This window comes from Bacillus sp. RC242, assembly GCF_044908245.1.
In the GTDB taxonomy this organism is placed as follows: domain Bacteria; phylum Bacillota; class Bacilli; order Bacillales; family Bacillaceae_G; genus Bacillus_A; species Bacillus_A mycoides.
On sequence record NZ_JBIYCZ010000007.1, the window covers coordinates 223,927 to 246,692 of the forward strand.

At 31.4% G+C, this 22,766-nt stretch carries 20 protein-coding genes and 1 pseudogene; 18 read left to right on the forward strand and 3 right to left on the reverse strand.

The annotated features are described in order from the left end of the window. Positions 1 to 373: 373 nt before the first annotated feature. Both ABH957_RS16035 and ABH957_RS16040 read left to right on the forward strand, forming a co-directional pair. A complete protein-coding gene (locus ABH957_RS16035; protein WP_002187393.1) occupies positions 374 to 796 on the forward strand; it encodes a hypothetical protein in 423 nt (140 codons plus the stop codon). A 1-nt stretch (position 797) separates the two neighbouring features. Then, a complete protein-coding gene (locus tag ABH957_RS16040; protein ID WP_404511735.1) occupies positions 798 to 2,246 on the forward strand; it encodes an FtsZ/tubulin family protein in 1,449 nt (482 codons plus the stop codon). Between the two features lie 25 nt (positions 2,247 to 2,271). On the opposite strand, the gene ABH957_RS16045 is transcribed toward ABH957_RS16040, so the two are convergent. Next, positions 2,272 to 3,021: a MerR family transcriptional regulator gene (locus ABH957_RS16045; protein ID WP_404511737.1), complete on the reverse strand. Its 750-nt coding sequence runs from the start codon at positions 3,019 to 3,021 to the stop codon at positions 2,272 to 2,274. A gap of 3,028 nt (positions 3,022 to 6,049) precedes the next feature. Here ABH957_RS16045 and ABH957_RS16050 point away from each other — a divergent pair. The 7 genes from ABH957_RS16050 to ABH957_RS16080 all read left to right on the forward strand — a co-directional run bounded on the left by ABH957_RS16050 (position 6,050) and on the right by ABH957_RS16080 (position 15,013). Next, the gene (locus tag ABH957_RS16050; protein WP_404511739.1) at positions 6,050 to 7,363 is read left to right on the forward strand and encodes a DNA primase; all 1,314 of its coding nucleotides are present in this window, start codon (positions 6,050 to 6,052) and stop codon (positions 7,361 to 7,363) included. 496 nt (positions 7,364 to 7,859) lie between these two features. Further along, the gene (locus tag ABH957_RS16055) at positions 7,860 to 8,090 is read left to right on the forward strand and encodes a hypothetical protein (protein WP_000533697.1); all 231 of its coding nucleotides are present in this window, start codon (positions 7,860 to 7,862) and stop codon (positions 8,088 to 8,090) included. A 106-nt stretch (positions 8,091 to 8,196) separates the two neighbouring features. Then, the gene (locus tag ABH957_RS16060) at positions 8,197 to 8,838 is read left to right on the forward strand and encodes an IS607 family transposase (RefSeq protein WP_404511741.1); all 642 of its coding nucleotides are present in this window, start codon (positions 8,197 to 8,199) and stop codon (positions 8,836 to 8,838) included. Beyond that, the gene (locus ABH957_RS16065) at positions 8,801 to 9,919 is read left to right on the forward strand and encodes an RNA-guided endonuclease InsQ/TnpB family protein (RefSeq protein ID WP_404511743.1); all 1,119 of its coding nucleotides are present in this window, start codon (positions 8,801 to 8,803) and stop codon (positions 9,917 to 9,919) included. Before ABH957_RS16060 ends, ABH957_RS16065 begins: the two co-directional genes overlap by 38 nt. Before the next feature lie 160 nt (positions 9,920 to 10,079). Then, positions 10,080 to 11,051 carry a sigma-70 family RNA polymerase sigma factor gene (locus tag ABH957_RS16070; RefSeq protein WP_404511745.1) on the forward strand — a complete coding sequence of 324 codons (972 nt, stop codon included), beginning with the start codon at positions 10,080 to 10,082 and terminating at the stop codon, positions 11,049 to 11,051. 315 nt (positions 11,052 to 11,366) lie between these two features. Then, positions 11,367 to 12,878: a hypothetical protein gene (locus ABH957_RS16075; RefSeq protein WP_404511747.1), complete on the forward strand. Its 1,512-nt coding sequence runs from the start codon at positions 11,367 to 11,369 to the stop codon at positions 12,876 to 12,878. A gap of 20 nt (positions 12,879 to 12,898) precedes the next feature. Beyond that, complete coding sequence (locus ABH957_RS16080; RefSeq protein ID WP_404511749.1) at positions 12,899 to 15,013, forward strand: adhesin; 2,115 nt, start codon at positions 12,899 to 12,901, stop codon at positions 15,011 to 15,013. Between the two features lie 149 nt (positions 15,014 to 15,162). Here ABH957_RS16080 and lepB read toward each other — a convergent pair whose 3' ends face one another. Further along, on the reverse strand, positions 15,163 to 15,699 hold the full coding sequence (gene lepB / locus ABH957_RS16085; RefSeq protein ID WP_404511750.1) for a signal peptidase I: 537 nt from the start codon (positions 15,697 to 15,699) through the stop codon (positions 15,163 to 15,165). A gap of 275 nt (positions 15,700 to 15,974) precedes the next feature. Between lepB and ABH957_RS16090 the strand changes: the two are divergent. The 8 genes and pseudogenes from ABH957_RS16090 to ABH957_RS16125 all read left to right on the forward strand — a co-directional run bounded on the left by ABH957_RS16090 (position 15,975) and on the right by ABH957_RS16125 (position 20,648). Next, positions 15,975 to 16,496: pseudogene (locus tag ABH957_RS16090) on the forward strand (peptide ABC transporter ATP-binding protein). Positions 16,497 to 16,519: 23 nt separating this feature from the next. Beyond that, positions 16,520 to 16,702: a hypothetical protein gene (locus ABH957_RS16095; protein WP_404458135.1), complete on the forward strand. Its 183-nt coding sequence runs from the start codon at positions 16,520 to 16,522 to the stop codon at positions 16,700 to 16,702. A 72-nt stretch (positions 16,703 to 16,774) separates the two neighbouring features. Beyond that, a complete protein-coding gene (locus ABH957_RS16100) occupies positions 16,775 to 17,128 on the forward strand; it encodes a hypothetical protein (RefSeq protein ID WP_404511752.1) in 354 nt (117 codons plus the stop codon). Between the two features lie 306 nt (positions 17,129 to 17,434). Beyond that, positions 17,435 to 17,776, forward strand: coding sequence for a DUF4257 domain-containing protein (locus ABH957_RS16105; protein WP_404511754.1), 342 nt, complete (start codon positions 17,435 to 17,437; stop codon positions 17,774 to 17,776). Between the two features lie 93 nt (positions 17,777 to 17,869). Next, a complete protein-coding gene (locus tag ABH957_RS16110) occupies positions 17,870 to 18,064 on the forward strand; it encodes a hypothetical protein (RefSeq protein WP_404458129.1) in 195 nt (64 codons plus the stop codon). Positions 18,065 to 18,198: 134 nt separating this feature from the next. Then, positions 18,199 to 18,363, forward strand: a complete 165-nt coding sequence (locus ABH957_RS16115) for a hypothetical protein (RefSeq protein WP_404511756.1) — start codon at positions 18,199 to 18,201, stop codon at positions 18,361 to 18,363. Positions 18,364 to 19,089: 726 nt separating this feature from the next. After that, on the forward strand, positions 19,090 to 20,106 hold the full coding sequence (locus ABH957_RS16120) for a hypothetical protein (RefSeq protein WP_404511758.1): 1,017 nt from the start codon (positions 19,090 to 19,092) through the stop codon (positions 20,104 to 20,106). A 269-nt stretch (positions 20,107 to 20,375) separates the two neighbouring features. Continuing rightward, positions 20,376 to 20,648 (forward strand): HU family DNA-binding protein, encoded by a 273-nt coding sequence (locus ABH957_RS16125; RefSeq protein WP_002190102.1) that lies wholly within the window; start codon positions 20,376 to 20,378, stop codon positions 20,646 to 20,648. 252 nt (positions 20,649 to 20,900) lie between these two features. Here the strand turns inward: ABH957_RS16125 and ABH957_RS16130 are convergent, their stop codons facing one another. Next, entirely contained in the window at positions 20,901 to 21,770 is an 870-nt protein-coding gene (locus ABH957_RS16130; protein WP_404511760.1) for a hypothetical protein, read from the reverse strand. A 498-nt stretch (positions 21,771 to 22,268) separates the two neighbouring features. On the opposite strand from ABH957_RS16130, the gene ABH957_RS16135 reads away from it, so the two are divergent. After that, on the forward strand, positions 22,269 to 22,589 hold the full coding sequence (locus tag ABH957_RS16135; protein ID WP_404511762.1) for a hypothetical protein: 321 nt from the start codon (positions 22,269 to 22,271) through the stop codon (positions 22,587 to 22,589). Positions 22,590 to 22,766: the final 177 nt, after the last annotated feature.

Sequence of the window (22,766 nt, forward strand, 5' to 3'; positions counted from 1 at the left end):
TAGGTTGTACAAGTGTAATAGAGATGCTAATAGCATCATATTTTAGGTGTATCATATGTTGAAAATATAAATCAAGATAGAGTTCTACATAAATACTGTCATTTTATTAAGTATCCGATAGTTATTGTTAGTTATATGAAATCTGATATTAACATGTTTTGTTTACTGCGCATATAAACGACTTACATATACGTCTTATATGTAAAGTGTTGATATGTCGGAGGTTAATTCGATTTTATTAAATGAAAATCATATATAAGTCTTGTATATAATGACCGTATATAAGACTTATATATAATGACTTGATATACGTCTTATAATGATGTAATATATTTTTAGGAATAATTAACCAACGTTTTAAGGGGGGGACAACTTGAACGAGGTATTAAGTGAAAAATATAAACAGAACAAATTTACTCATGAAGTTGTAGAAATGTTCGCAGACATTATTGAAGAAGACGAAATACTGTACAATGTATTTCATTACATAGGATCTCAAGTAAACAAACAATACCAAGAGACAAAGTATATGAGAGGTATTTCAATAAATGAGATAGTAGAAAATGTTGTTATTGATAGGAGAGTAAAGAAACCTAAGGGAAAATCCTATTCGCTAGAAATTGAAAGAACAAATATTTCAAGAAGGTCAGCAGAGGGAAGTGTTGGCACTTTAGCTTCTATGTCATTAATAACAGAAAAGATTATGCATCCATATAAGTTCCTGATTTCAACTATAAGAGGACAACAAATTTTAATTGAATTAGAGAGACGTAAAAATAATAAAGGAGAGATGTAAAATGGCAAAAAACTTTCTAAAAAATGAAGTCGCGGTAAAAATGACTATGGTTGGTTTTGGGCAAGCTGGTACTAGAATGGTAGATAAGTTTGCTGAGTATAAGCATACAGATGGTACAGCAGTATATAATTGTCTTGCATTAAATAGTAATGACGGAGATTTAGCTGAACTGAAGCATGTTCCAAAAAGCAATCAGGTTTCACTAAAATTAGGTGGTTTAGGTAAGAATCCTGAGCGTGCTGTAAAGGTTTTAGAATCTAATGATGATGCTAAAGATAAATTAAAGGAATTTATTACAGAACGTGTAAGACCATCTGATGAATTAGTGTTATTTTTTGCTGGTTTAGGCGGTGGAACAGGTACATCTACAATTATTAAAGCAATTGAAGAATTCTCTGCTTTTCATAATAAGCCTGTTATCGCGGAAGAACTAAAAAGTATGGCAATGAAAATTCCTAGAGAAGAACTAATAGCAAATCAACAAAAGTATGCAAGAATTGCTTTCAATAATGCAATTGAACGTAAAGATTTCATTAAAATGGGTATTGTGGTTACACTTCCAGTTAGAGCAGATGGACCTGATGTACTGAGACAAGTAAATAAGTTTTCACAAGAAATTTGGAAGCTAGCAAATGATCCGGCTAAAGGCGTAGCATTTGTTGTGTTTGCAGATAATCAACATTTTTATGATGAGTTTAAAGGATTAAATGAAAATGAGAAAAAAGGTATTGCAAACTCACGGGACTATGCAAACCAGCGCATTGGAGATATTATTCATGAGTTAAACACAGCTGCAAACGGCTCAGGAACATCTGTAATTTTAGATTCCCAAGACTTTAAACGAATTCTTCTAGAAAGAAGAGGCTGCTTAGTAATTAATAAGGTTTCACGTAACATGAATCAAATTGAAAATAGTAAAGAAATTGTAGATATGTTCTCAGAATCATTGAAAGGAAGCTCATTCCACCATCCAATTGATCTAATGAAGACAAATGAAAATGGAGATTTAGAGGCATCAAAAGTTCATCATTTTGGTATGTTGGCAATTTTAGATGAACAAAAGAACATTGATGATTCATTTATGGATGACGCTAAGGTAGAAGTTACAAACAAACTACCAATCAATGGAACTGTTTTTAATGGATATCTAGTTAGTAAGAATGACTTTATGGGTAGCGTATATACTTTCTATAAAACAGATGCACTACCATCTCGCTTATCTAAAGGATTAGTCGAAGAATACAATGAATTTAAAGAAAAACAAAACCAAATTCAATATAAAAAGTCTCAAATTACAACTATTGAAGAACAAGATTCAGATGATGATTTCAACATTAATTTTGGTGATTACTTTGAAATAGAACCAGCTAAAGATGAAGAAAAGGAAGTACAAAATGATGAAGAATTAGCTGCATTTATGGACCCGGATAAAATGTTTGGAGCAAATTAAAAAATAAGCCTGGAATTTTCCAGGCTTATTTTTCTGTTTTCATTACATTTTTCATATATTCAATCATGTTCTCATCAATATAGTTTTCTATGAAAAGTTGTTTTCTCGCAAGATCTTCCTCTTTTTTAAACCAGCCAACTTTTTTAATACGAGTTTCTTCTGGTTGTGCACTCCACTCTCTTTCAGCTTGTTTTCTTAACTCTGTACGCGCTCTATGTTGAATAATCATATTATCTAGTCTTTCTTGTCTTTGGCGCTCTTTTAAGGCTTCAAGGTCTTCTGGTTCAGGTAACGCAGAACGCACAGCATCTTCAATTTTTTCTCGATACTCCATTTCAATGCTTTGTAAATGCATTTGAATTTTTTGCTCGACTATTTTTTCAATAGTCGCTGCAGCTTCCTGCATGTTTAATTGGGTTGAGACTTCACTGGTTTGATTTTCTGGAGAAACTGGTCTTAGTTCAAATTGATGTGGTAAAAGCTCAATAATTGCATCTAGCGACCACTTTTCATCCCTCTTTAGCTTGATAAATAAAGCTATGTCTAAATCCAGTGTGTTATATAGCTTTTCATTTGTATTATTGGTTCTTAATGTTCCGTGTAATCCCTTTTCCTCTAAGATATTGAACCAATTGTATACAGTGTTATGATGTCGGCCTACTAGTTTTGAAAACTCTGTTATTCGCCAAGCTTTTTCAAAAGTATCATCATGACTAGAGTTTGTATTGTTTGACTCTATATGTTCAGTTGTATTTTTGTAATCTTGTTCAATCATCGTTATACCTCCTCGAAATATAATAGCCATAGCAAAATAGAATTAACATATAAAGTGAGATTGACATGTTAAGTGTCTTTCGACGATATAAACCTTAATCCCTCTATCGATTGACATTCACATGAAATGTGTCATTGATATATAAAACACCACTTGTTAACATGAAGTTGATAAATAAAGGTTGGGAATTAACTATTGTTAATTCCCTGTTAATAATTCCTTGGTTATTAATGATTATTGTTGCTATGAAATTAACAAATTAGTCTACAATATATTAATGATAAGAAAATATTAGTGATTTGTAAATAAGTTATAAGGATATAGCATTAAACTTAAAGACTTAAAAGCTAAAAAGTATGTATAAATGTAAAGCGAAAAGCCCATAATAATAAATAAAGAGCTATATTTATTATTATTTAAGATACATGGTAGTAGAAAACTAAGAAATGTATAGTTAAATTGGCTTCAGTAGATCTTTAGAATGCACATGAAGGTTATTATAGGTTATTGAATTACTTTTAGTGGGGTTTAATATAAACTCACTTTTTCTAGGAGGTATCGCCCTGTATAAGGGATCTCTTTATAATCAAAATTGATTCATACAATTGCTATTTTTAAATCTGAAGTAATAAAAAGCGATTTATTGTTTTTGGCTACTAACAAAAAGCCTTTAAGAATGATATCTTCCCCGGCTTATCCAGGGAATTATGCTATAAAAAAAGCCTCTTAATAGATATAGAATCTAAAACTCTAATTGTATGTATATTCTCAACGGTAGAATCAACAATTGTTAATGTAATGTCAATACGCGCCAGTGATTGTTGATATGACACTAGTATTAACTAACAACTAACCCTATTAACATGTCAATCTCAGATTATATATCAATGATAAATAAAGAGAAAACTGTTATTTTTGTGATGCTAATAAGAAACTATTAATTGTATGAAGTTCTTGCTAGTTTCTAACCATAACTATAGTTCTATTAAAGTGTTTTTTGATTTTTTAATAGAAATCTGTTGTGGTAGATAAATTTATAACTACTGCGGATTTTGAAAACATGAGATTTGCTTCTATGTGCATTTCAACTATTTAATTGTTAATGTCGTGTTGATGTTAAACGCAAATTGTTGATATGACATTAACAATTAAATAGCATTTCTCTCTACGTTTTACTTTTAGACTATATTTCAATGATAAACAAAGGGTGAAAAGCATTGAATTGCTATCGTCATTTATTATTACGATTAAATCTTAACTATTTTTTTGATAGTGTGAAAACATTTTCTAGGATAGATCATCACGAGATTCACTTCGGGCTAACCGCCACAGAAGAAAATTTTCACCAATATAGATTTTGGAATCCCGAAAGCCATAAACACTGCTTCTTTTTGACGCTTTGTTGTTAATGTTATATCAATATCAATCAGAATAATATTGATAACAAAAGAAAATAAGCACTTAACATGTCAATCTCAGGTTATATATCAATGATAAACAAAGGGAAAACTGTTGATTTTTTGGTGTCACTAATAAGAAACTATTAATTGTATGGAGTTCTTGTTAGTTTCTAACCACAATTGTAGTTCGTTTAGAGTGTTTTTTTGATCTTTCAATAGTAATCTGTTGTGGTAGATAAATTTTTAACTAATGCAGATCTTGGGTCTTTGAGATTTGTATTTATGCGTATTTCAACTACTTAATTGTTAATGTTATATCGATGTTAAATACAAATTGTTGATATAAGATTAACAATACAGACGGTATTCCTTTCTATGTGTTGTTTTTTTAACTATATGTAAATGATAAATAAAGGGTGAAAACCATTGAATTGCTGTTATTATTTATTACTCGATTGGATTTTTAGCTATGCTTTGATAGTGTCGAAACATTTCCTGGGATAAATCGTCACTAGATCCACTTCGAGAAAACTACCACAGAAGAAAAAATTCAGCCGATATAGACTTTGAAATCTTGAAAGTTATAAACATTTCTTCTTTTTAACACCAGATTGTTAATGTTATGTCAATCTTAATCGGAGTGATATCGATAGCAAAAGAAAACAATCACTTAACATGTCAATCTTAGTTAACATGTTAATAACAAATGAAAGGTTAAAAATCGGTTATCTTTTCATTGGTATCAACATGCGATTGATAGTTTCATGATGTTTCCTTTTATGTCTTACTAGCATTGAAACATTATTAAAGGTAGTTTATTAATCAACTCACTTCCGTACAATCTGTCGCAATTGACTTTTGTTCAACTAATATAGATCTTGAAATTTAGATAGGTGCAAACATTTTTGAAAAGTGTCCGCTTGTTGATGTTATGTTAATGTTAATCTATGGATACTAGCGATAAAGTTGGTGCACTTCGGTTGACATGTTAATCTCATTTGATATGTCAATGTCAAATGTGGATAAGATGTATTGATTTTCTGTTGATATTAACATGAGATTGATAATTATATGATTGTTTTATAGTCCTTGGTCTAAATTTTTTTAAAGTAGGACTAATTAATTTCGGACAAAATATAAAGTTACGATACTTGTTTACAAGGAATTAATTATGGTTAACAATAATGCGCTTAATAGTGCAATTAATTGGTTAGTAGGGTATATATACTGTATCAAAAAAATTCAGCAGAGAAACATTAGTGAACCGTTAATAACGGGGATCCTTATAGCTTGATAAATATAGATTGCTAAAATAGTATCTGATTCTGAAGAAGTTCTCGCTTCAAAAGGTCCAAAAGGAGTTAAGCAGTGAGATGCCCATGTATAATTATAGAGTGGGGTTTAATAATATTTAGAAGATTATTTAATTAAATAAAGAATATTATGATTAACCTCTAGATTAAACTGAGAATTTTTAGTATATTCTTATTATAAATTGTAAATTTTTTTATTTTCTAGTGATTACATAAAGCCCTTCGGGTTACGGATTAAATTACACGTTTGTGTGGTATTTAACCTCCGTATTCCAAAGGGCTTTTTTATTTGATTAAGGGAAAAGGAGAGATATGATGTCAATTGAAAAGTTAGCAGCAAGTAAAATATTAAGACCAGTGAGAAGCATGAATAAGGGGGGGAATGAGAGATGGTTTGAATATTATAGAACAACATGCCCTATATGTGGTAAGCAAGGATGGTGCATGGTTAATAATTCTGAAACCAAAATAATATGTGGACGAATTCCATCAGAAACAGTATTCGGGGAAGCAGGCTATTTACATATAGTAGCTGAAGATCAAAAAAGGGGATATGACTTTTCTCAAGAACAGATGATTAAGGAACATAGGAGGAAAAATGATTACACCCTTGATATTATTTACACTTTATTCCTAGAATCTTTAGACGTGCGAGATGAACATATTAAAATGTTAATGGGATCAAAACGTAGGATTACAAGAGAAGTAATAAATGTTAGAAATTACAAAAGTTTTCCTATTAAACCTTGGGATACTACGAAAGAGCTAATAAAAAAAGTAGGGGGGAAAACAAGCTATATTGTTGGAATTCCAGGATTTTATGCAAAAGAAACAAAGGATGGAAGATATTTCACGTTTGCAGGAAGGAGAGATTCTTTATTAATACCGCAAAGAAATATATATAATCAGATATGCGGTTTTCAATGTAGAATTGATAATCCTGAATATATGACAGTTGTAAAAAATCATAAACCAAGCTTTAAGGCAGAAGTTATTGAGCAACCCAATACTATAGAGGTGACCTATGAAATTAATGGGAAGATAGAGTCTATATTTAAAGGTGAAATCGATGTTAAAGAATGGAATGAAATTAATTATGAAGGTGAAAAATTAGGTGAAGTACAATTAAAGTTAGAAAGTAAATATATTTGGATCAGCTCAGGTGGGAAATTCCATGGAACAGGAGCTGGGAACCCATTGCCAATACATGTAGCAGTACCTAGTCGAGAGTTGAAAAGTTTGGAACGTGGAGAACTAATAAAAAAGGATAATGTATGGATTTCAGAAGGGAGTCTAAAGTCTGATATTTCTGCTGAAAACTTAGACGAGCTTCTAACAAATGAGGAAAAAGTAATGTATGGTACCACAGTTGTATCAATACCTGGGGTTAAAGTATGGAGAATATTAATTGAACCATTAAAAAAAATGGGAGTTAAACAGGCGACGTTCGCTTTAGATATGGATATGATTACAAATTCAGATGTTCAGCGGTCTTTATTAGAATGTGCGCAAGCGCTTTATCAAGAAGGGATAAGTATTAATTATGCGAGTTGGGATATTAATCTTGGAAAGGGGCTAGATGATTTATTGTTAAACGATTATATTCCAGCAATAGAGAAAGTCAGATAAACGCTATTTTAATTGAAATAAGTTAAAAAACATATTAATAGGGGATAGAAATGATTAATTACTTGTCTATACCGTAACTAGAATGGTTGGTTTTTATAAAATCGAAATTTCTATGTTAATTATACAAAAATTACATATGAGATTCGAGGAAATATAAATTTGGAAGCTTTAAAGGTAAATTTATTTTTTACTCTTTCTAAACGGATGTTTTGTATAGAAGAATACAAAACATCCATTATTTTATACGTGTTCTTGATAGTCATCACGGTTTATATAAATATAATTAGTTTAATCATAAGGAAATGATGGATATTTTAATATCTCGATAATTTTTGAAATTTTTAGAATAATTCATTTTATATTTTGTTATAATCCTATATCATATACATACAGGATAAATTTGGAAGAGTTTTAGGGCAGAGTTTCGTATCTATGTAATATCGATAGTAGTTTTTAATTACTAAATAATACTATTCATGTATACGAGGTGAAACAAATGGGGAGACGAGTAAGCGAGAAGAAAACGAAAGAGCAGTTTTTATATGAAAGAAGAAGACAATTAGAAATAATGGAAGGTATTAGTAGCATCTGCAAAGGATGCGATATTTATATAGAATTGAGAAAAACGAAAGCACATAAAGAAGTTGCCAATACATGCGCAAGGAATTGTAAGTTGATTAGTAACGTACAAAAGGAGACAAAGATGTTTTTAGAAACAATTCGATAAAATGAGAAGGGAGGGGAGTAACAGTTGAAATAAATCTATAAAACTTTATAAAAGACCCTCTAATTATTATAAAGTTTAAGTAATAATAATTAGAGAGGTGATATAGATGAAGTACTATTCCATAGGTGAATTTGCTAATTTAATAGGAAAGACAACTCAAACGTTAAGAAACTGGGATAAACAAAATGTTTTTAAACCACATCACGTAACGGATAGTGGTTATCGATATTACTCACAAGAACAACTTAATCACTTCTTGGGTATTAAAGGTGAAATGCAGTTAAACAAAATAGTGATAGGATACTGTAGAGTTAGCTCTCATAAACAGAAAGATGATTTGGAAAAACAAATTGATAACGTAAAAACGTATATGTTTGCTAAAGGCTATCAATTTGAAATCATCACTGATATAGGAAGTGGGATTAACTATAATAAAAAGGGATTAAATGAATTAATTGATAAGGTCACTAATTCGGAAGTAGAAAAGATTGTTATTCTATATAAAGATCGGTTAATTCGATTCGGGTATGAATTAATCGAAAACCTATGTAATAAATATGGAACGACTATTGAGGTCATTGACCATACAAAAAAGACCGAGGAACAAGAATTAGTAGAAGATTTAATTCAGATTGTCACTGTTTTCAGCTGTAGATTGCAAGGCAAAAGAGCCAATAAAGCCAAGAAGATGATTAAGGAGTTGATGGAAAATGATACTTGCGAGGAAAGTAAGAATAAGACCAAATAAAGAACAAGAACATCAACTTTGGAAATCCGTTGGAACAGCCCGATGGGCTTATAACTGGACATTAGGTAAACAAGAAGAAAATCACAAGCACGGTGGTAAATTTCTATCTGACGGCCTCCTTCGTAAAGAATTAACAGTTCTGAAACAAACAGAAGAATATGTATGGCTATACGAAGTATCCAATAACATTACAAAGCAAGCGATCAAAGATGCTTGTGAAGCATATAAGCGATTCTTCAAGGGACTGGCTAATAAACCATGTTTCAAAAGCAGAAGAAAATCCAAGCCGTCTTTTTACAACGATAATGTGAAATTGAAAGTTCGAAATAACGAAGTGTTGATTGAAAAAGTTGGATGGATGAAAATTTCAGAATCATTACCAGTCGATGTAAAGTATACGAATCCACGTATTCATTTCGACGGAAAGTATTGGTATTTGTCCGTTGGCGTAGAAAACGAGTGTCCCAAAATAGAATTAACAGATGTCTCACTAGGTATTGATGTTGGTGTGAAGGAACTGGCTGTTTGCTCGGATGGAGAGAAAAAGAAAAATATCAACAAAACACAAACAGTAAAAAAGGTAGAGAAACGCCTTCGTAGGTTGCAACGTCAAGTTTCTCGCAAATATGAAATAAATAAGGAGGGAAACCGTTTCATCAAAACCGGCAACATTATAAAAGTCGAAAAGAAAATACAACACTTGCATAGAAGGTTGACCAATATCAGAACAAATTATTTTCATCAAGTCACGAAAGATATCGTGAAAACCAAGCCATATCGAATCGTGATGGAAACCTTGAACATCAAAGGAATGATGAAGAATAAGCACTTGTCTAAAGCTATTGCAAAACAATGTTTATATGAGCTTAAGCGACAAATTCAATATAAAAGCGAAAAATACGGTATTGAATTTATTGAAGCTGATAAATGGTATCCATCTTCTAAGACGTGTTCAAGTTGTGGAAGCATCAAGAAAGATCTAAAGCTATCTGATCGCACATACAAATGTGCTTGTAGTCATGTCATAGATCGGGATTTGAATGCAGCCATCAACTTGTCACGTTATGAATTAGCCAATTAACACCTAAACGTTATGGCTAATATGTAGGATGTGTTGTATCCGAATTTACGCCCTCGGAGAGTTATATCAAACGGTAGTAGCTTTGGCAAAACCGGACTCGTAGAACAGGGAAATAAACAAACTTTATAGACTTTTATAAGGTTTTGGCAACGGAATAGGTATGAATCAATCATATAGCAGCTTGAATCGCGATGAGTCATTAAATAAAACTATAACACAAGGTTCTACTGCAAGAAGTATTAAGCCAATGGCTAATCCAGAAGAAAACACTTTTGAAATTAAGGGAATTGGGAATTATAAGGTACTATCAAAACAAGAAAGCTTAAAATTATTTCAGCGGTACAAACATGGTGAAAAGGATCTACGTGATTATTTGTTTCATGTGAATGTAGGACTAGTATTATCTATTGCAAGAAAGTACAAAAACAAGCACCCTGATATAGAGTTTGATGATCTAGTTCAAGAAGGTAATGAGGGAATGTTACGGGCAATGGAAGATTTTAATCCGGCTTTAGGTTATTGCTTTTCCACGTACGCTTTTTGGTGGATACAAAAAAGTATGTTAGGAATTATATGTAAAAAAAAGTCTGGGCCTTTTAAAATCCCTAATTATGTGAATCAATTTAATTTAAGATATGTCGAGTTAGAAGATAAATATCTACAAATGTACAACAGGACCCCTTCAGTGGAAGAAGTAGTAAAAGAGTTAAATGTAACTAGCGAAACAGTCATTAAGCACAACGTATATTATAAGCGGGCTACTACTATGACTTTGGATATAGATACAATAAATGAAGATATAGGTATATCAAATCCATTCTATGATGATAGTTCAGCAATTCCGTCAACAAATGAGATGGTAATTGAGGACCTAAATTACGAGATATGGTTAATATTTGATGAAGTATTAAACCCAAAGCAAAAGATGGTACTAAATCTATGTTTTGGTCTTCTAGATAGTAAAGTATATTTGCATAAAGAAATTGCAAAAGCACTTATGATAACAACTGAAAGAGTGTCACAAATAAAGGATGAAGCAATTAAAAGATTGAAGAAATGTGACTATAAAGATGAAATTTTTGATCTACTACATGAAAAGTTGAGAGTAATGGATGAACTTAATATGGCGTGAAAATATATATTCTTATTTATCAGAATATACAGTGTAACGAGCGTATTGCATCTTTTTTTATCTGAAAATTGGAAACAAAGTGATGTATTAAGGGTATAACATGTACTAAAAACTCAATAGATGATAAATAAAAAGAAGGATAAATGGGTGCTACCTGTTTATCCTTCTTTTTATTTATCATGCTTAAAAAAATAATATTATCTTTATTTTTCCTTAGTTTTTCTATAGAAATATCTCATGATTAATTATGAAGGATAAATAATTTAATTACTCTCATTTATGAGGTACCAATAGAAAGGAGGCCATTGTTGTTATATGCAAAATAATAGAAAAAGAAACGTAATTAAAGAAAGAATTAGACAAGAAAAAGAACGAAGAGAGCGATTACTAGCAGAGGAAGAAGAACAATATGGAGATTTCCATGAGGATCAAGTAAGTGAGCAATTCCAGCAAGAGCGTTCAGAACAACCACTGAAACAAAGTGAAGAAAGTGTAGTTTTAAATACACCTAAAAATGAAGCTTCAAAAAGTAATCCGGCTCTTGATTGGATTACAACAATTCAAAAACAGTCAAGCACTTCTGAAAGCGAATTTAATATAGAACAACCAGAAGCAGAAGAAGAAGCAAGAGAACGTGAAGAAGAGGAAGCGCGTAGAAAGGCGGAAGAAGAAGCAAGAGAACGTGAAGAAGCGGAAGCACGTAGAAAAGCAGAAGAAGAAGCGAGGAAACGTAAAGAAGCGGAAGCGCGTAGAAAGGCGGAAGAAGAAGCAAGAGAACGTAAAGAAACGGAAGCGCGTAGAAAGGCGGAAGAAGAAGCAAGAGAACGTAAAGAAACGGAAGCACGTAGAAAGGCCGAGGAAGAAACAAGGAAACGTGAAGAGGCAGAAGCACGTAGAAAAGCAGAGGAAGAAGCAAGAGAACGTAAAGAAGAGGAAGCACGTAGAAGGGCCGAGGAAGAAACAAGGGAACAGGCAAAAGCACGACGGAAAGAAGAAGAGAAAAAACTTGAAGAAGTAAGAAAAAGAAGATTAGAGGAAGAAAAGAAAATAGAAGAAGCTCAAAAGAGACAAAAAATAGTTGTGGCTAAAAGGGAACCAGAAAGTGATGAAATTAATTTAAATAAGGAAAGAAATCTAGCAAATGTAACTAAATTTGAACAGGATGAGAAAGTAGTAATCGATAAAAAAGGAATCTTAAATAATATGAAAAAGTATAAGTACGCTATTATAGGAGTCGCATCAATTGTTTTATTATTAGTAGCAGGTTTTGCCTTTAGCGATATGAAAAATTCACAGGCTGCATCTGCAAATAATGTAAATAGTTTAGAAGTTAATGCAAATTTAATAAATGGATTAAGGTTATCTGCAGTTCAAAAATATCAAGATGCTGCCTTGGAATTTGATAAAGTCGATTATAAAAAGTTAGGAAAAGAAGATAAAAAGGCAGTTTTATTTACGTATCTATTAAGTGGTAAAGCACAAAAGGCAATTGACTTAGAACAAGATTTTGCAGAATCAGTAGTTTCATATTATATAGCTGTAGATAATTTGAAAAAAGTAAAAGAATTAAAAACAAAAAATCCACTAATTAATTTTGAAATTGCTGCATTAGATAACAAACATGAAGAAGTTATCAAATTAATAGATCAAGTGCCACTAGATGGCAGAAGAGAAGGAATTATTGTTAATAGTTATTTGAAATTAAATAAATCTGAGGAAGCTAAAAAGTTTGCTCAAAAGGTTGGAAATAAAGATTTACTTGAAAAAATTAATAATTCTACACCTAATAGTTCTGCTACTTCTGTAGCAACTATAAGTGCAGGTTAGGTAATGGGGAGGAATTGATTGTGCCTTTAGATTATTCGAAAATTTTAAAGAAATTGTTACTTACTACTACTGTAACTACCTTAAGTGTTGGGGTAGTTACAGGCTGCTCGCTGTTTTCTTCTGAAAAAAAGAGCACTAAAACAGCATCAGTATCTAAAAAGAAAAAGGATAATGAAAAAGAAAAGAAAAAAGATGAGAAGAAAGATGAAAGTAAGAATGAAACGACTGAAAATCTAAATACTAATGATTTTGATGAAATCATTGATAATGCAAAACGTAGCTCTGATCAAAATTTAGCCGGTATCATTGAAAATAACAAAATCAAAAAGAAATTTGATGATTTAACTGATTCAATTGCAACCGCAGCTATAAATTTAGATCGAAATTTAGCATCAGTTATTGGCGGTGATAAATCAAATAATCGTTTTTCTGATTTAAATTCTTCAATAGCATCAGCAACAAATAATCCTTCTGTCTCGGATAATAAGGATAGTAAGAACTTTGTATTTGGTGGCGATCTAAATATCAATGATGGAGTGGCTATTGCAGATAACTCAATACCCCCAATTAATAATGATAAAAAACCACCAACTTCTGGTGACACAGGTGTCGGGGAAGTAAAACCGCCAACAGGTGGTGAAGGTAATAATGGTGGAGGAAATACAAAACCACCAACAGGCGGAGATGGTAACGATGGTGGAGGAGGTACAAAACCACCAACAGGCGGAGATGGTAACGATGGTGGAGGAGGTACAGAACCACCATCGGGTGGGGATGGTAACGATGGTGGTACAACAAAACCAGAGAAACCTGAAAAAGATACAGTGGCACCAGTAATTACAGCAAAACAAGGTGTAACTGTTTATGTAGGAGATAGCTTAAATGCAGGAGATTTGGTAGAAGTTAAAGATAATAAAGATCCAAACCCAGTAGTAACAGTAGGAGCGTACGATACAAGTAAGGCAGGGGAAATTCAAGTAACAGTAACGGCAACAGATGCATCAGGAAATAGCTCAAGTACAACAGTAACCGTTAAAGTAGTAGAAAAGGAAGAAGAAAAGGATACAGAAGCACCAGTAATTACAGCGAAGCAAGGTGTGACAGTGCATGTAGGAGAGAGTCTAAATGCAGGAGACTTAGTAGAAGTAAGAGATAATAAAGATCCGAATCCAATAGTAACAGTGGGAACGTACGATACAAGTAAGGCAGGGGAAATTCAAGTAACAGTAACGGCAACAGATGCATCAGGAAATAGCTCAAGTACAACAGTAATTGTTAACGTAGTTGAAAAAGAAGAGGAAAAAGATACAGAAGCACCAGTAATTACAGCAAAACAAGATGTAACTGTACATGTAGGAGATAGCTTAAATGCAGGAGATTTAGTAGAAGTAAAAGATAATAAAGATCCAAACCCAGTAGTAACAGTCGGAGCATATGATACAAGTAAGCCAGGTACAATATCAGTTCAAGTAACGGCAACAGATGATGCTGGTAACAGCTCAACTGCAACGGTAACTGTTAAAGTAGTGGAAAAAGAAGAGGAGAAAGATACAGAGGCACCAGTAATTACAGTAAAACAAGATGTAACCGTACATGTAGGAGATAAATTAAGTCCAGAAAGTTTAGTAATTGTAAGAGATAATAAAGATCCAAATCCAATAGTAACAGTGGGAGCGTATGATACAAGTAAGCCAGGTACAATATCAGTTCAAGTAACGGCAACAGATAATGTGGGTAACAGCTCAACTGCAACAGTAACAGTAAAAGTAGTAGAAAAAGAAGAGGAAAAAGATACAGAAGCACCAGTAATTACAGCAAAACAAGGTGTAACCGTAAATGTGGGAGATAAATTAAGTCCAGAAAGTTTAGTAAGTGTAAAAGATAATAAAGATCCAAACCCAGTAGTAACAGTGGGAGCGTATGATACAAGTAAACCAGGCACAATATCAGTTCAAGTAACGGCAAACGATAAGGCAGGAAACAGCTCAACTGAAACAGTAAATGTGGTAGTTCTTGAGAAAGAAAAACCAGAACAGAAACCAGAGCAAAAGCCAGAACAGAAAACTGCAGGAACAACTTCTAAAGAGCAGGGTAATGGATTACTTGCATCAAATTCTAATGATGTAGCTAAATAAGATTTTAGCGGAAAATTATAATAGCGAAGATTTTAGAAGGTTCATCTATAAGTTTTTGTATCAGTAAAACTTAACTAATCAAAATTATATTGTAAAAAGCTCCGACTGTCCTACAGTTGGAGCTTTTTTTATATGTTTAATTAATTATATTAAAATTTCATGATTTTATTGAACGGTTTATAACGTAAAACTACCTTACCTTCAATATTATTCAAAGATATAAATCCTATTTCTTTAAATCTGCTGTCTAAGCTTTCTTCACGATTATCTCCTAATACAAAAATTGTGTCATTCGGAACCCTATCGAGACCATAAATACTTTTTAATGAAAAATCAGCTGTTTCACCTTTTGAGTATAGATCTTTTTCTACAAGTCCATTTATATAAAGCTGCTGTGATTTAAATTCTATTGTATCTCCAGGTAAACCAACTACTCTTTTTATAATTGTTTTATTATTAGAAGCGTTTTCTAGGGGGGAATTAACAACAACTATATCAAATCTTTGCAGATCTTCTATTGAATGGATAAGATGATTAATTAATACCTTGTCATTATTAAATAAGGAGTTTTCCATAGAAACTCCAGAAACCTTATATGGAAAAAAAACGAACTGTCTTAGTGAAAGTAAGGTAACACCAATTATAAATATTAATATTGGAAAAACAGAAATTAGACGTTTTTTCAATTGTAGATCAAACTCCATTCTGAAGGTTTATAATATTCATCATAGCATAAATTTAACGGGTTAAATATTCTGAATATTGTTGTTTTTACAGGTGTAATTTGTTAAAATTAAGTATACCTTTTTTAATTTCAATTTTTTATATCTATAACTACTATAGCCCTTTCGGGGTTTCGATTTTCAAAGATAGTTTAAGTTTTTTACTTTTACTTTCTTTTTAAATATAACTCCGAAAAGGGCTTTTTTACGTTTTTTGGAGAATATCACATTGTGAAAGGATGAAGATTAAGAGATTGTTTTTAGTGTTAGGCGTTTTAGCTATGATGTTTGTTTTTTATAACACCTTTATAAAGGATGAACCTCAAACAGATGCTTTAACTCCAATCAAAGTAGAAGATTTGAAACAAAAAGTTTAATACAATTATTTGTTTGAAGATGAATTATCACAAAATGTGATTAATGACTTAGGAGGGTAATTCAAATTAATATTTGATGATATTGATAAGAACGGCCACTTAACCATTTATCAAAATAAAAAAGAACTAGAAATGTTTTTAGGAAATCATGTAACTACTGCAGAATTAGCTGATGAATTTACATCGTACTATTTTAGTATAAATAAGAATTACAAAGTTACTTATAAAAGTAAACCAAGTCTATTTAATTATGAAAAACCAAGAACTGTTACAAAAGTAAAAAAAGGATTGTTTTTGGTAAAACAAAACAACTTAATTCTGGAATTTAAATATGTAACAGAAATAGATGGATTTCGAATTTCTGAGATTACATATTTAAAATAAAAAATTATTAGGAGGAAGTTATTATGGTGCAAATTAGAACGGTGATTGCTGATGCATTAAGAATTGATGAAGAAGTGAATGGTTTTTTGAAGTATTGTGCAAATCATGGGAAAATAGTTGAAAAAATAACACCAAGCGGGTTCATGGAACGTGAACAAGGCCAACCGCTTTTGGTTATGGTAATCGAATATGAAGAGAAAAATTAACTGTAGTTATGAAAAAGATGAGGATTAATTCCTTGTCTTTTTTATTTTCTAAGAAAGGTGGATATATCGACTATGAAAATAATAAAAAAAGTGGCCGTCATTTCTAACAAAGAATTCGAGAATTCTTTGTTAGAAATGAATAATCGAGAATCAGATGTGGCGGATTTAATGGTCCCATATTATTATTTCTTATTTAAGCGTAAGATATTGTGGTTAGTACGTGAGACAGGAACTAGAATAATAAACTTATACAACTATGAAAATGAAGAGGATAAAAAAGTAGCATTTGAGATATTGGAATTCTATATTCATCAAAATTGTAGTGTAATCTACAGCATAATCGATGAGAGATTGAAAAAATTAAATAACAATCAGGCTTTAGAATTATTAGAAAGTGTAAAGATATCAAGGAATTTGATTTGTTAACTTGAGAAAGTTAAATAACAGAGTGAATTTTTTGAATCTAAAGATAAAACGAACTTCATTGTGATATAATTTAGTTGCATTTTTTTCTTTTTCTTTTTTATATCACTAATTACTTATAACCTTTCGGGTTAATGAAATTACACAAAAAGGAACTTTATGTTACTTTATTTCATTGTGTAAACAATTCATTTTCCTGGAAGGTTATTTGTTTTTGCCTGAAAGGGGTGATGCTATGTCATAGCAACTAATTATTAAATAGAAACTGCTGCTGCAATGTCAAAAGTTTTTCGAAAAGGGGTGCATATTATGTTGGTTACAGTAATTGTTTCAGTTGTGGCTGGTATGTTCTCAGGATTGGCTAGTCATTACATTACAAACAAAAAGTTTTTGTTGCCTCGTAAGAGCAAGCTTGCATTTCACCCGGGTTTTTTGGGAGAGATGTTTGTAGGAAGTATTGCTTCACTCGTTGGTGTTGCAATGTTTAACCCTGAAACAACGATGGATATTCTTAAGGTGAGTATTCTTGCTGGGATTTCAGGGCAAGCCTTCCTGCTGCACAATCGCTTGGCAACGGAACAAGTAAAAACCGATGAGATTCAGTCAATTTCAAAGAAATTGAACGAACTCGAAAAAAAGAATAAGGAATAAAAGAGGAGTAATCTGGTATAAATAGAAATAGAGAGATGAGGAGATTTGGTTATGTAACGGCCAAATAAAGAGAGTTGAGTAGAGGTGAGCCGGATGTCTCGAAAGAAAGTTTTTGATTATTTAGATGATCAAGAAAAAGAAGATTTAGCAGAATGGACAGAAGAGCTTAAGAATGCTCAATCTACGAAAGCAGTTAAACTTTATTCAGATAAGATAAAGGAACTGCTAGGAAAGATTGAACAACGAATGATTAATTCAGGAGAGGAAGCAGCGACGGTTAGCTTCTAATTGAATAGCAAGAAAAAGGAAAGCTGGTGGATTTTATCCATCAGCTCTTCTTTATTATTTAAAATGTTCTATGAAAACAGAGAACCTGGTTGATTAGGGTTTTTTTATTAAAAAATTTAAAAGGAGTGTTTATAATGAGTACAGATTTATTACAACAATTATTCGAGGTTGATCAAAAAGCAAGAGAACAAGAAAGAGTTCATTTGATGCAAAATTTTTTCAATTTAGGCGTTTCAGTTGAAATCATAGCGGAAGCAACTTTAGTAAGTGTAGAGGATGTAAAAAGAATAATAAAATAATAAATGTATAAGGTTAAAAAATTGTTTAATGCCCTATTTAAAAATATAATACCCATCTATCGTATAACAGATAGATAGGTATTAAAATTGTTTTAAAAACTAGTTAAATATAAGTATTGAGTCAATGTATTCATTTCAAAGCGTAAAAAAAGACACAATGGAAAGTGTCTTTTTTACGTTGACATGCTATGAAAGAAAATGTAGTGATTAATCATAATTTGTTGGATTCTTCTTGGTTGATATTAGTATAACATTATAATCGGTGATTTTAAATTTAATTATGCATATATATGATTTTTATCATGTTATGGTTTGAGTCATATTTTTTCTTCTTATATATAATGCATAATTTGAGATTGTATAATGTCTTTCCATAAATCCTCCCTCATTGAAGTAGAAGGAACATCTATACTAGGAAACAAAAAACAAAAAAGGGAAATTTTAATAATAGAACCGGATTTTATAGTAAAATAGATATTATGGTAAGAATGCACGTTTTAGATATGAGCCCAATGAACCATATGCATATAGAATTGAGAAAGACCTTAAAACAAATAAGTTAAATATTTTAAGACAGTAATGCTTCAAGCAATATAGTTGGAAACGTCAGGAACTTAAATGATTTAAGAATCAAACTATATAAAAGTTAAAGTATACGACTAAGGAAAAGAAGGTTTTGCAGTGTGCTGCACATTCAAGAATAAATCTTACGTAGGGAGTGCTTATATGAAAAGTTTGAAACATGTAATATTGCTAGTATTATGTTTCTTATGTCTAAGTGGTTGTAATCAAGAAAATGGAGCTGAGATACAAGAATATATAAAAGAAAAACACGGTATTGATGTTGTTGTAACAGATTGGAGCTCGATAAATGAAAATAATGGTGGTAATACCTACCATACTGTGCAAGAAAAAAATAACGAATATCTAAAATTCCGAGTAAAGGTACAAGGTCTCCTCTATTCAAATCCAGTAGGTGATGAATACCAATATGGAAAAAAAACATATGAGGAATATAAGAAGTTTAAACCAACTCTAGAAGAAATGAAAAAATTAGGCTACGTGGAATCTGAAACGGAAAATGCTCTTCAATATATTTTAGATAATAAAGATCCAGATGAAGGAAAACCAACTAATGAATTATTATTAACTTTGCAAATGAGTAACGAGATTGACTTTAGCCAATTGGATTCAGTAGAATTAGATCGTTTATATGCTCTATTTCAACTCATTCAGGAGAATAATAAAAAGATAGCAGAGATTGAAATTAAGGATCATACTGGTGAATCTTTAGGTGAACCTTTTAAAGATGTGCAAAAAAAGATAACAAAAGAAGAACTGTTACTAGCAATGAAAAAAACAATGAACAATGCCATTGATATTTATTTGGAAAATTGGATTAAAACTCAAACAAAAGTAGAAGAAAGATTACATGAAATTCAAAACGATCGTTTTGCAATTGAAGGTATTACTTATTCAAATATGCTTGATGGCGATGGGCCGACATATAAGGTGAATTTAGTTATTAATACCATTAGTAATGAATTAGAATACAAGCCACCTTTAGTTGAGGATTTGATCAAGGTAACCACAATCCTTAAGGAAGAACTATATAATAAAAAATATAACATCTATTTAACCAATAAGAATGGAACAAATTATATTTCCTGGTTATCATCAGAAGAAATCAAAAAAGCAATTAACATCGAAGATCTTGTAAAAAAGAGATATCCTGCGAATTAAATTTAAAGTCCATTTAATGTTTCTTATTTGATACGAAAGCATGATATTTCGAAGTCTTAATCCATTCCCATCAACTTAAGAATTTTATTATAAACCAGGATGAAGATTCCATGTAGTTTTGAAAAACACGGCTTATATTTTCGTTTTGGACTATTTGTTTTTCATTGCTCGGTGGTGATGTGGTGCTTTCTTTATATGTTATTAATAATTGCACTAGGAGTATAGGAACGTTATAATAATCCCTAATTACATATAAAGAGGTGCAGAAAATGAATAAAACAGAATTAACAAAAGCAGTTGCCGATAAAGCAGAACTTACGCAAAAAGATGCTGCGACAGCGACACAAGCTGTATTAGACGCTATAACAACAGCTCTTGCAAATGAAGAGAAAGTACAGATTCTTGGATTCGGTACATTTGAAGTACGTGAAAGATCTGCACGAACAGGTCGTAACCCGCAGACAGGTGAAGAAATGCAAATTGCTGCCTCAAAGGCACCTGCATTTAAAGCTGGAAAAGAATTGAAAGAGGCAGTGAAATAAGTATACTAAGAGAAAAAGGATCTGATACTCATATCGGATCCTTTTTATTTGTAATACAGAAATTTCCAATTTAAAGTGTAAAAGGACAATAAATCTACTAAATTTTTAAAACCAAAAACAAGCATAACCCCGTTCTAATTTTAGGACGGGGTTAAAATATAGTTGTTTCTATAATGTTTTAAGAAAAGATTGTACTTTTTAATAGACTACATGCTACTGAATTAAGTCTATAATTCTTTGTGATAATTCAACCTAAAGTTCTATTTTATATTTTTTTTTAGCTGCGTAATCACCATAAAAGTAAGTGTTCTCTAACTCACCGTATTTAGGAGAAGCAATTATAGTGTATTTACCATTTTCATCAACTTCAAACAAAGCTACATTATTATATTCCGATCCCCCATTTGAATCATCTACTAACATATCTATGTTGTATATCCCTTTTGTTAATACTCCACTTTTTTGAAAGTCCTCAATTAGATCTTGGGCCTTTGGGATAGTTTTAGACATGTCAAATTTAAATAGAAAATTTACTACACCTAAATACCTGACATTATAATTTTCACGTCGGGGGTCACTTGGTATTAATGTAGGTAAAAGTTTAGTAGTATCTATCTTTTGGGTCTTTTTAAAATCATCAAGTAGTTCTTGAGAATAAATTATATTAAACTCAAGGTTGTCGTAAGGAAATATATAAACAGGACCATTCTCTACCGAAATAAATTTATTAGGATATTTCACTAATCCATATTTTTTTATGATTTGTTCAATTACTTGAACTACTTCTGGATGTTGCTCAATATATGCACCCTTGAATTGTTCAAGATAGATATCGTCACTGTCATCATTTAAAATTTTCCAAGTACCTCTTTCAATCATTAGAAACGGATAAGCACGATATGGCTTTTTCATTTCTACATAAGTTTGATGGTCAACCCCTTGAAACCAATAATTATCTGTCTCAACAACAGAAAACCCACCTTGTATTCCATAGTTTGTTTTTAAATATTTTTGTATTGGTTGATTCAAATCATCTTTAGAGAAATTAGAGAAACATCCACTAAGAATTAAGATTGATGTACTTACTAAGATGACTTGAATCAATCTTTTAATACTCTTCATTTTTCACCCTACATTTCTTGAATTTTAATAATATTATTACACTTAAATCCAACTAAATTGCCACGTTGATTTAAATACACTTCTTCACTATCTTAACGAAACAATTAATAAAATCACTCTATAATCTAGCCCATTTATTGAATAACATGACCAGTATTTTACATCAACCCTATTATTTCTGTAGAAAAGGAGATTTCATGTGAGGGATATCTTGAAGTTTTCAGAAAATTACCAGGTTAAGAGTATGCAAATTTTTATACGGATTTTCGACTAATTCAGTAACAAACGAGAACTCTAAAACCGCGCTAGGATAGGGATGTATAAAAAATACATAGATCCATAGCACAAAAAAGAAGGTTCCTCTGTGAGAATATGGTTCCCCTTTTCGATGCTACCGATAACGAGACGTTTTGTTAACATCACATGAATACCCTATTTATGCGAATTTGTACAAAATTGTCTTTGCTGATGGTACAATCAAAATCATGGAGGGATATTATGGGGATTTTTTATGTGATACCACTTTTTCTAATATTCGGCACTGCAACATTTTTATTTATCAAGGCTGGTTCACCAAAAATTAAGAATAAAAATATATCATTGATAATGGTTTGTTTAGCGATAAATATACTCATACTTCCAATATCTTGTTTGGTTGGTTCGTTTGTTTCTTATACAAATGAGGCGGCAACAGAATTTACATATAATAATCCATTTTATTTTTGGAAAGGATTTTTCTTTATTCAAATAATACCGCTTTTCGTGCTATTTGTGGCTTTTTTGAAGTTTGTAATAGCAAAGAGAACAAAACAAGTATAGAAACACATAATGAATAGGTGGATGCCTTATTAGAGGAGGGATCCACTTTTTTCTTGCTATCGATAATAAGGCGTTATGTTAAATAGAATTGTATAGAGCATTTATTTATTTTTCTTTCAAAGATCAATTCATAATAAAATATAGAAAATATTTCTTTGTTTCGTCGATTAAGGAGGG

Coding starts and splice junctions, on each gene's coding strand:
- ABH957_RS16100 (WP_404511752.1), top strand. CDS start 16,775: ATGAAAATAATAAAAAAAGTGGCCGTCATTTCTAACAAAGAATTCGAG.
- ABH957_RS16040 (WP_404511735.1), top strand. CDS start 798: ATGGCAAAAAACTTTCTAAAAAATGAAGTCGCGGTAAAAATGACTATG.
- ABH957_RS16120 (WP_404511758.1), top strand. CDS start 19,090: ATGAAAAGTTTGAAACATGTAATATTGCTAGTATTATGTTTCTTATGT.
- ABH957_RS16095 (WP_404458135.1), top strand. CDS start 16,520: ATGGTGCAAATTAGAACGGTGATTGCTGATGCATTAAGAATTGATGAA.
- ABH957_RS16075 (WP_404511747.1), top strand. CDS start 11,367: ATGCAAAATAATAGAAAAAGAAACGTAATTAAAGAAAGAATTAGACAA.
- ABH957_RS16055 (WP_000533697.1), top strand. CDS start 7,860: ATGGGGAGACGAGTAAGCGAGAAGAAAACGAAAGAGCAGTTTTTATAT.
- ABH957_RS16115 (WP_404511756.1), top strand. CDS start 18,199: ATGAGTACAGATTTATTACAACAATTATTCGAGGTTGATCAAAAAGCA.
- ABH957_RS16045 (WP_404511737.1), bottom strand. CDS start 3,021: ATGATTGAACAAGATTACAAAAATACAACTGAACATATAGAGTCAAAC.
- ABH957_RS16060 (WP_404511741.1), top strand. CDS start 8,197: ATGAAGTACTATTCCATAGGTGAATTTGCTAATTTAATAGGAAAGACA.
- ABH957_RS16105 (WP_404511754.1), top strand. CDS start 17,435: ATGTTGGTTACAGTAATTGTTTCAGTTGTGGCTGGTATGTTCTCAGGA.
- ABH957_RS16050 (WP_404511739.1), top strand. CDS start 6,050: ATGTCAATTGAAAAGTTAGCAGCAAGTAAAATATTAAGACCAGTGAGA.
- ABH957_RS16110 (WP_404458129.1), top strand. CDS start 17,870: ATGTCTCGAAAGAAAGTTTTTGATTATTTAGATGATCAAGAAAAAGAA.
- ABH957_RS16130 (WP_404511760.1), bottom strand. CDS start 21,770: ATGAAGAGTATTAAAAGATTGATTCAAGTCATCTTAGTAAGTACATCA.
- ABH957_RS16065 (WP_404511743.1), top strand. CDS start 8,801: ATGATACTTGCGAGGAAAGTAAGAATAAGACCAAATAAAGAACAAGAA.
- ABH957_RS16135 (WP_404511762.1), top strand. CDS start 22,269: ATGGGGATTTTTTATGTGATACCACTTTTTCTAATATTCGGCACTGCA.
- ABH957_RS16125 (WP_002190102.1), top strand. CDS start 20,376: ATGAATAAAACAGAATTAACAAAAGCAGTTGCCGATAAAGCAGAACTT.
- ABH957_RS16070 (WP_404511745.1), top strand. CDS start 10,080: ATGAATCAATCATATAGCAGCTTGAATCGCGATGAGTCATTAAATAAA.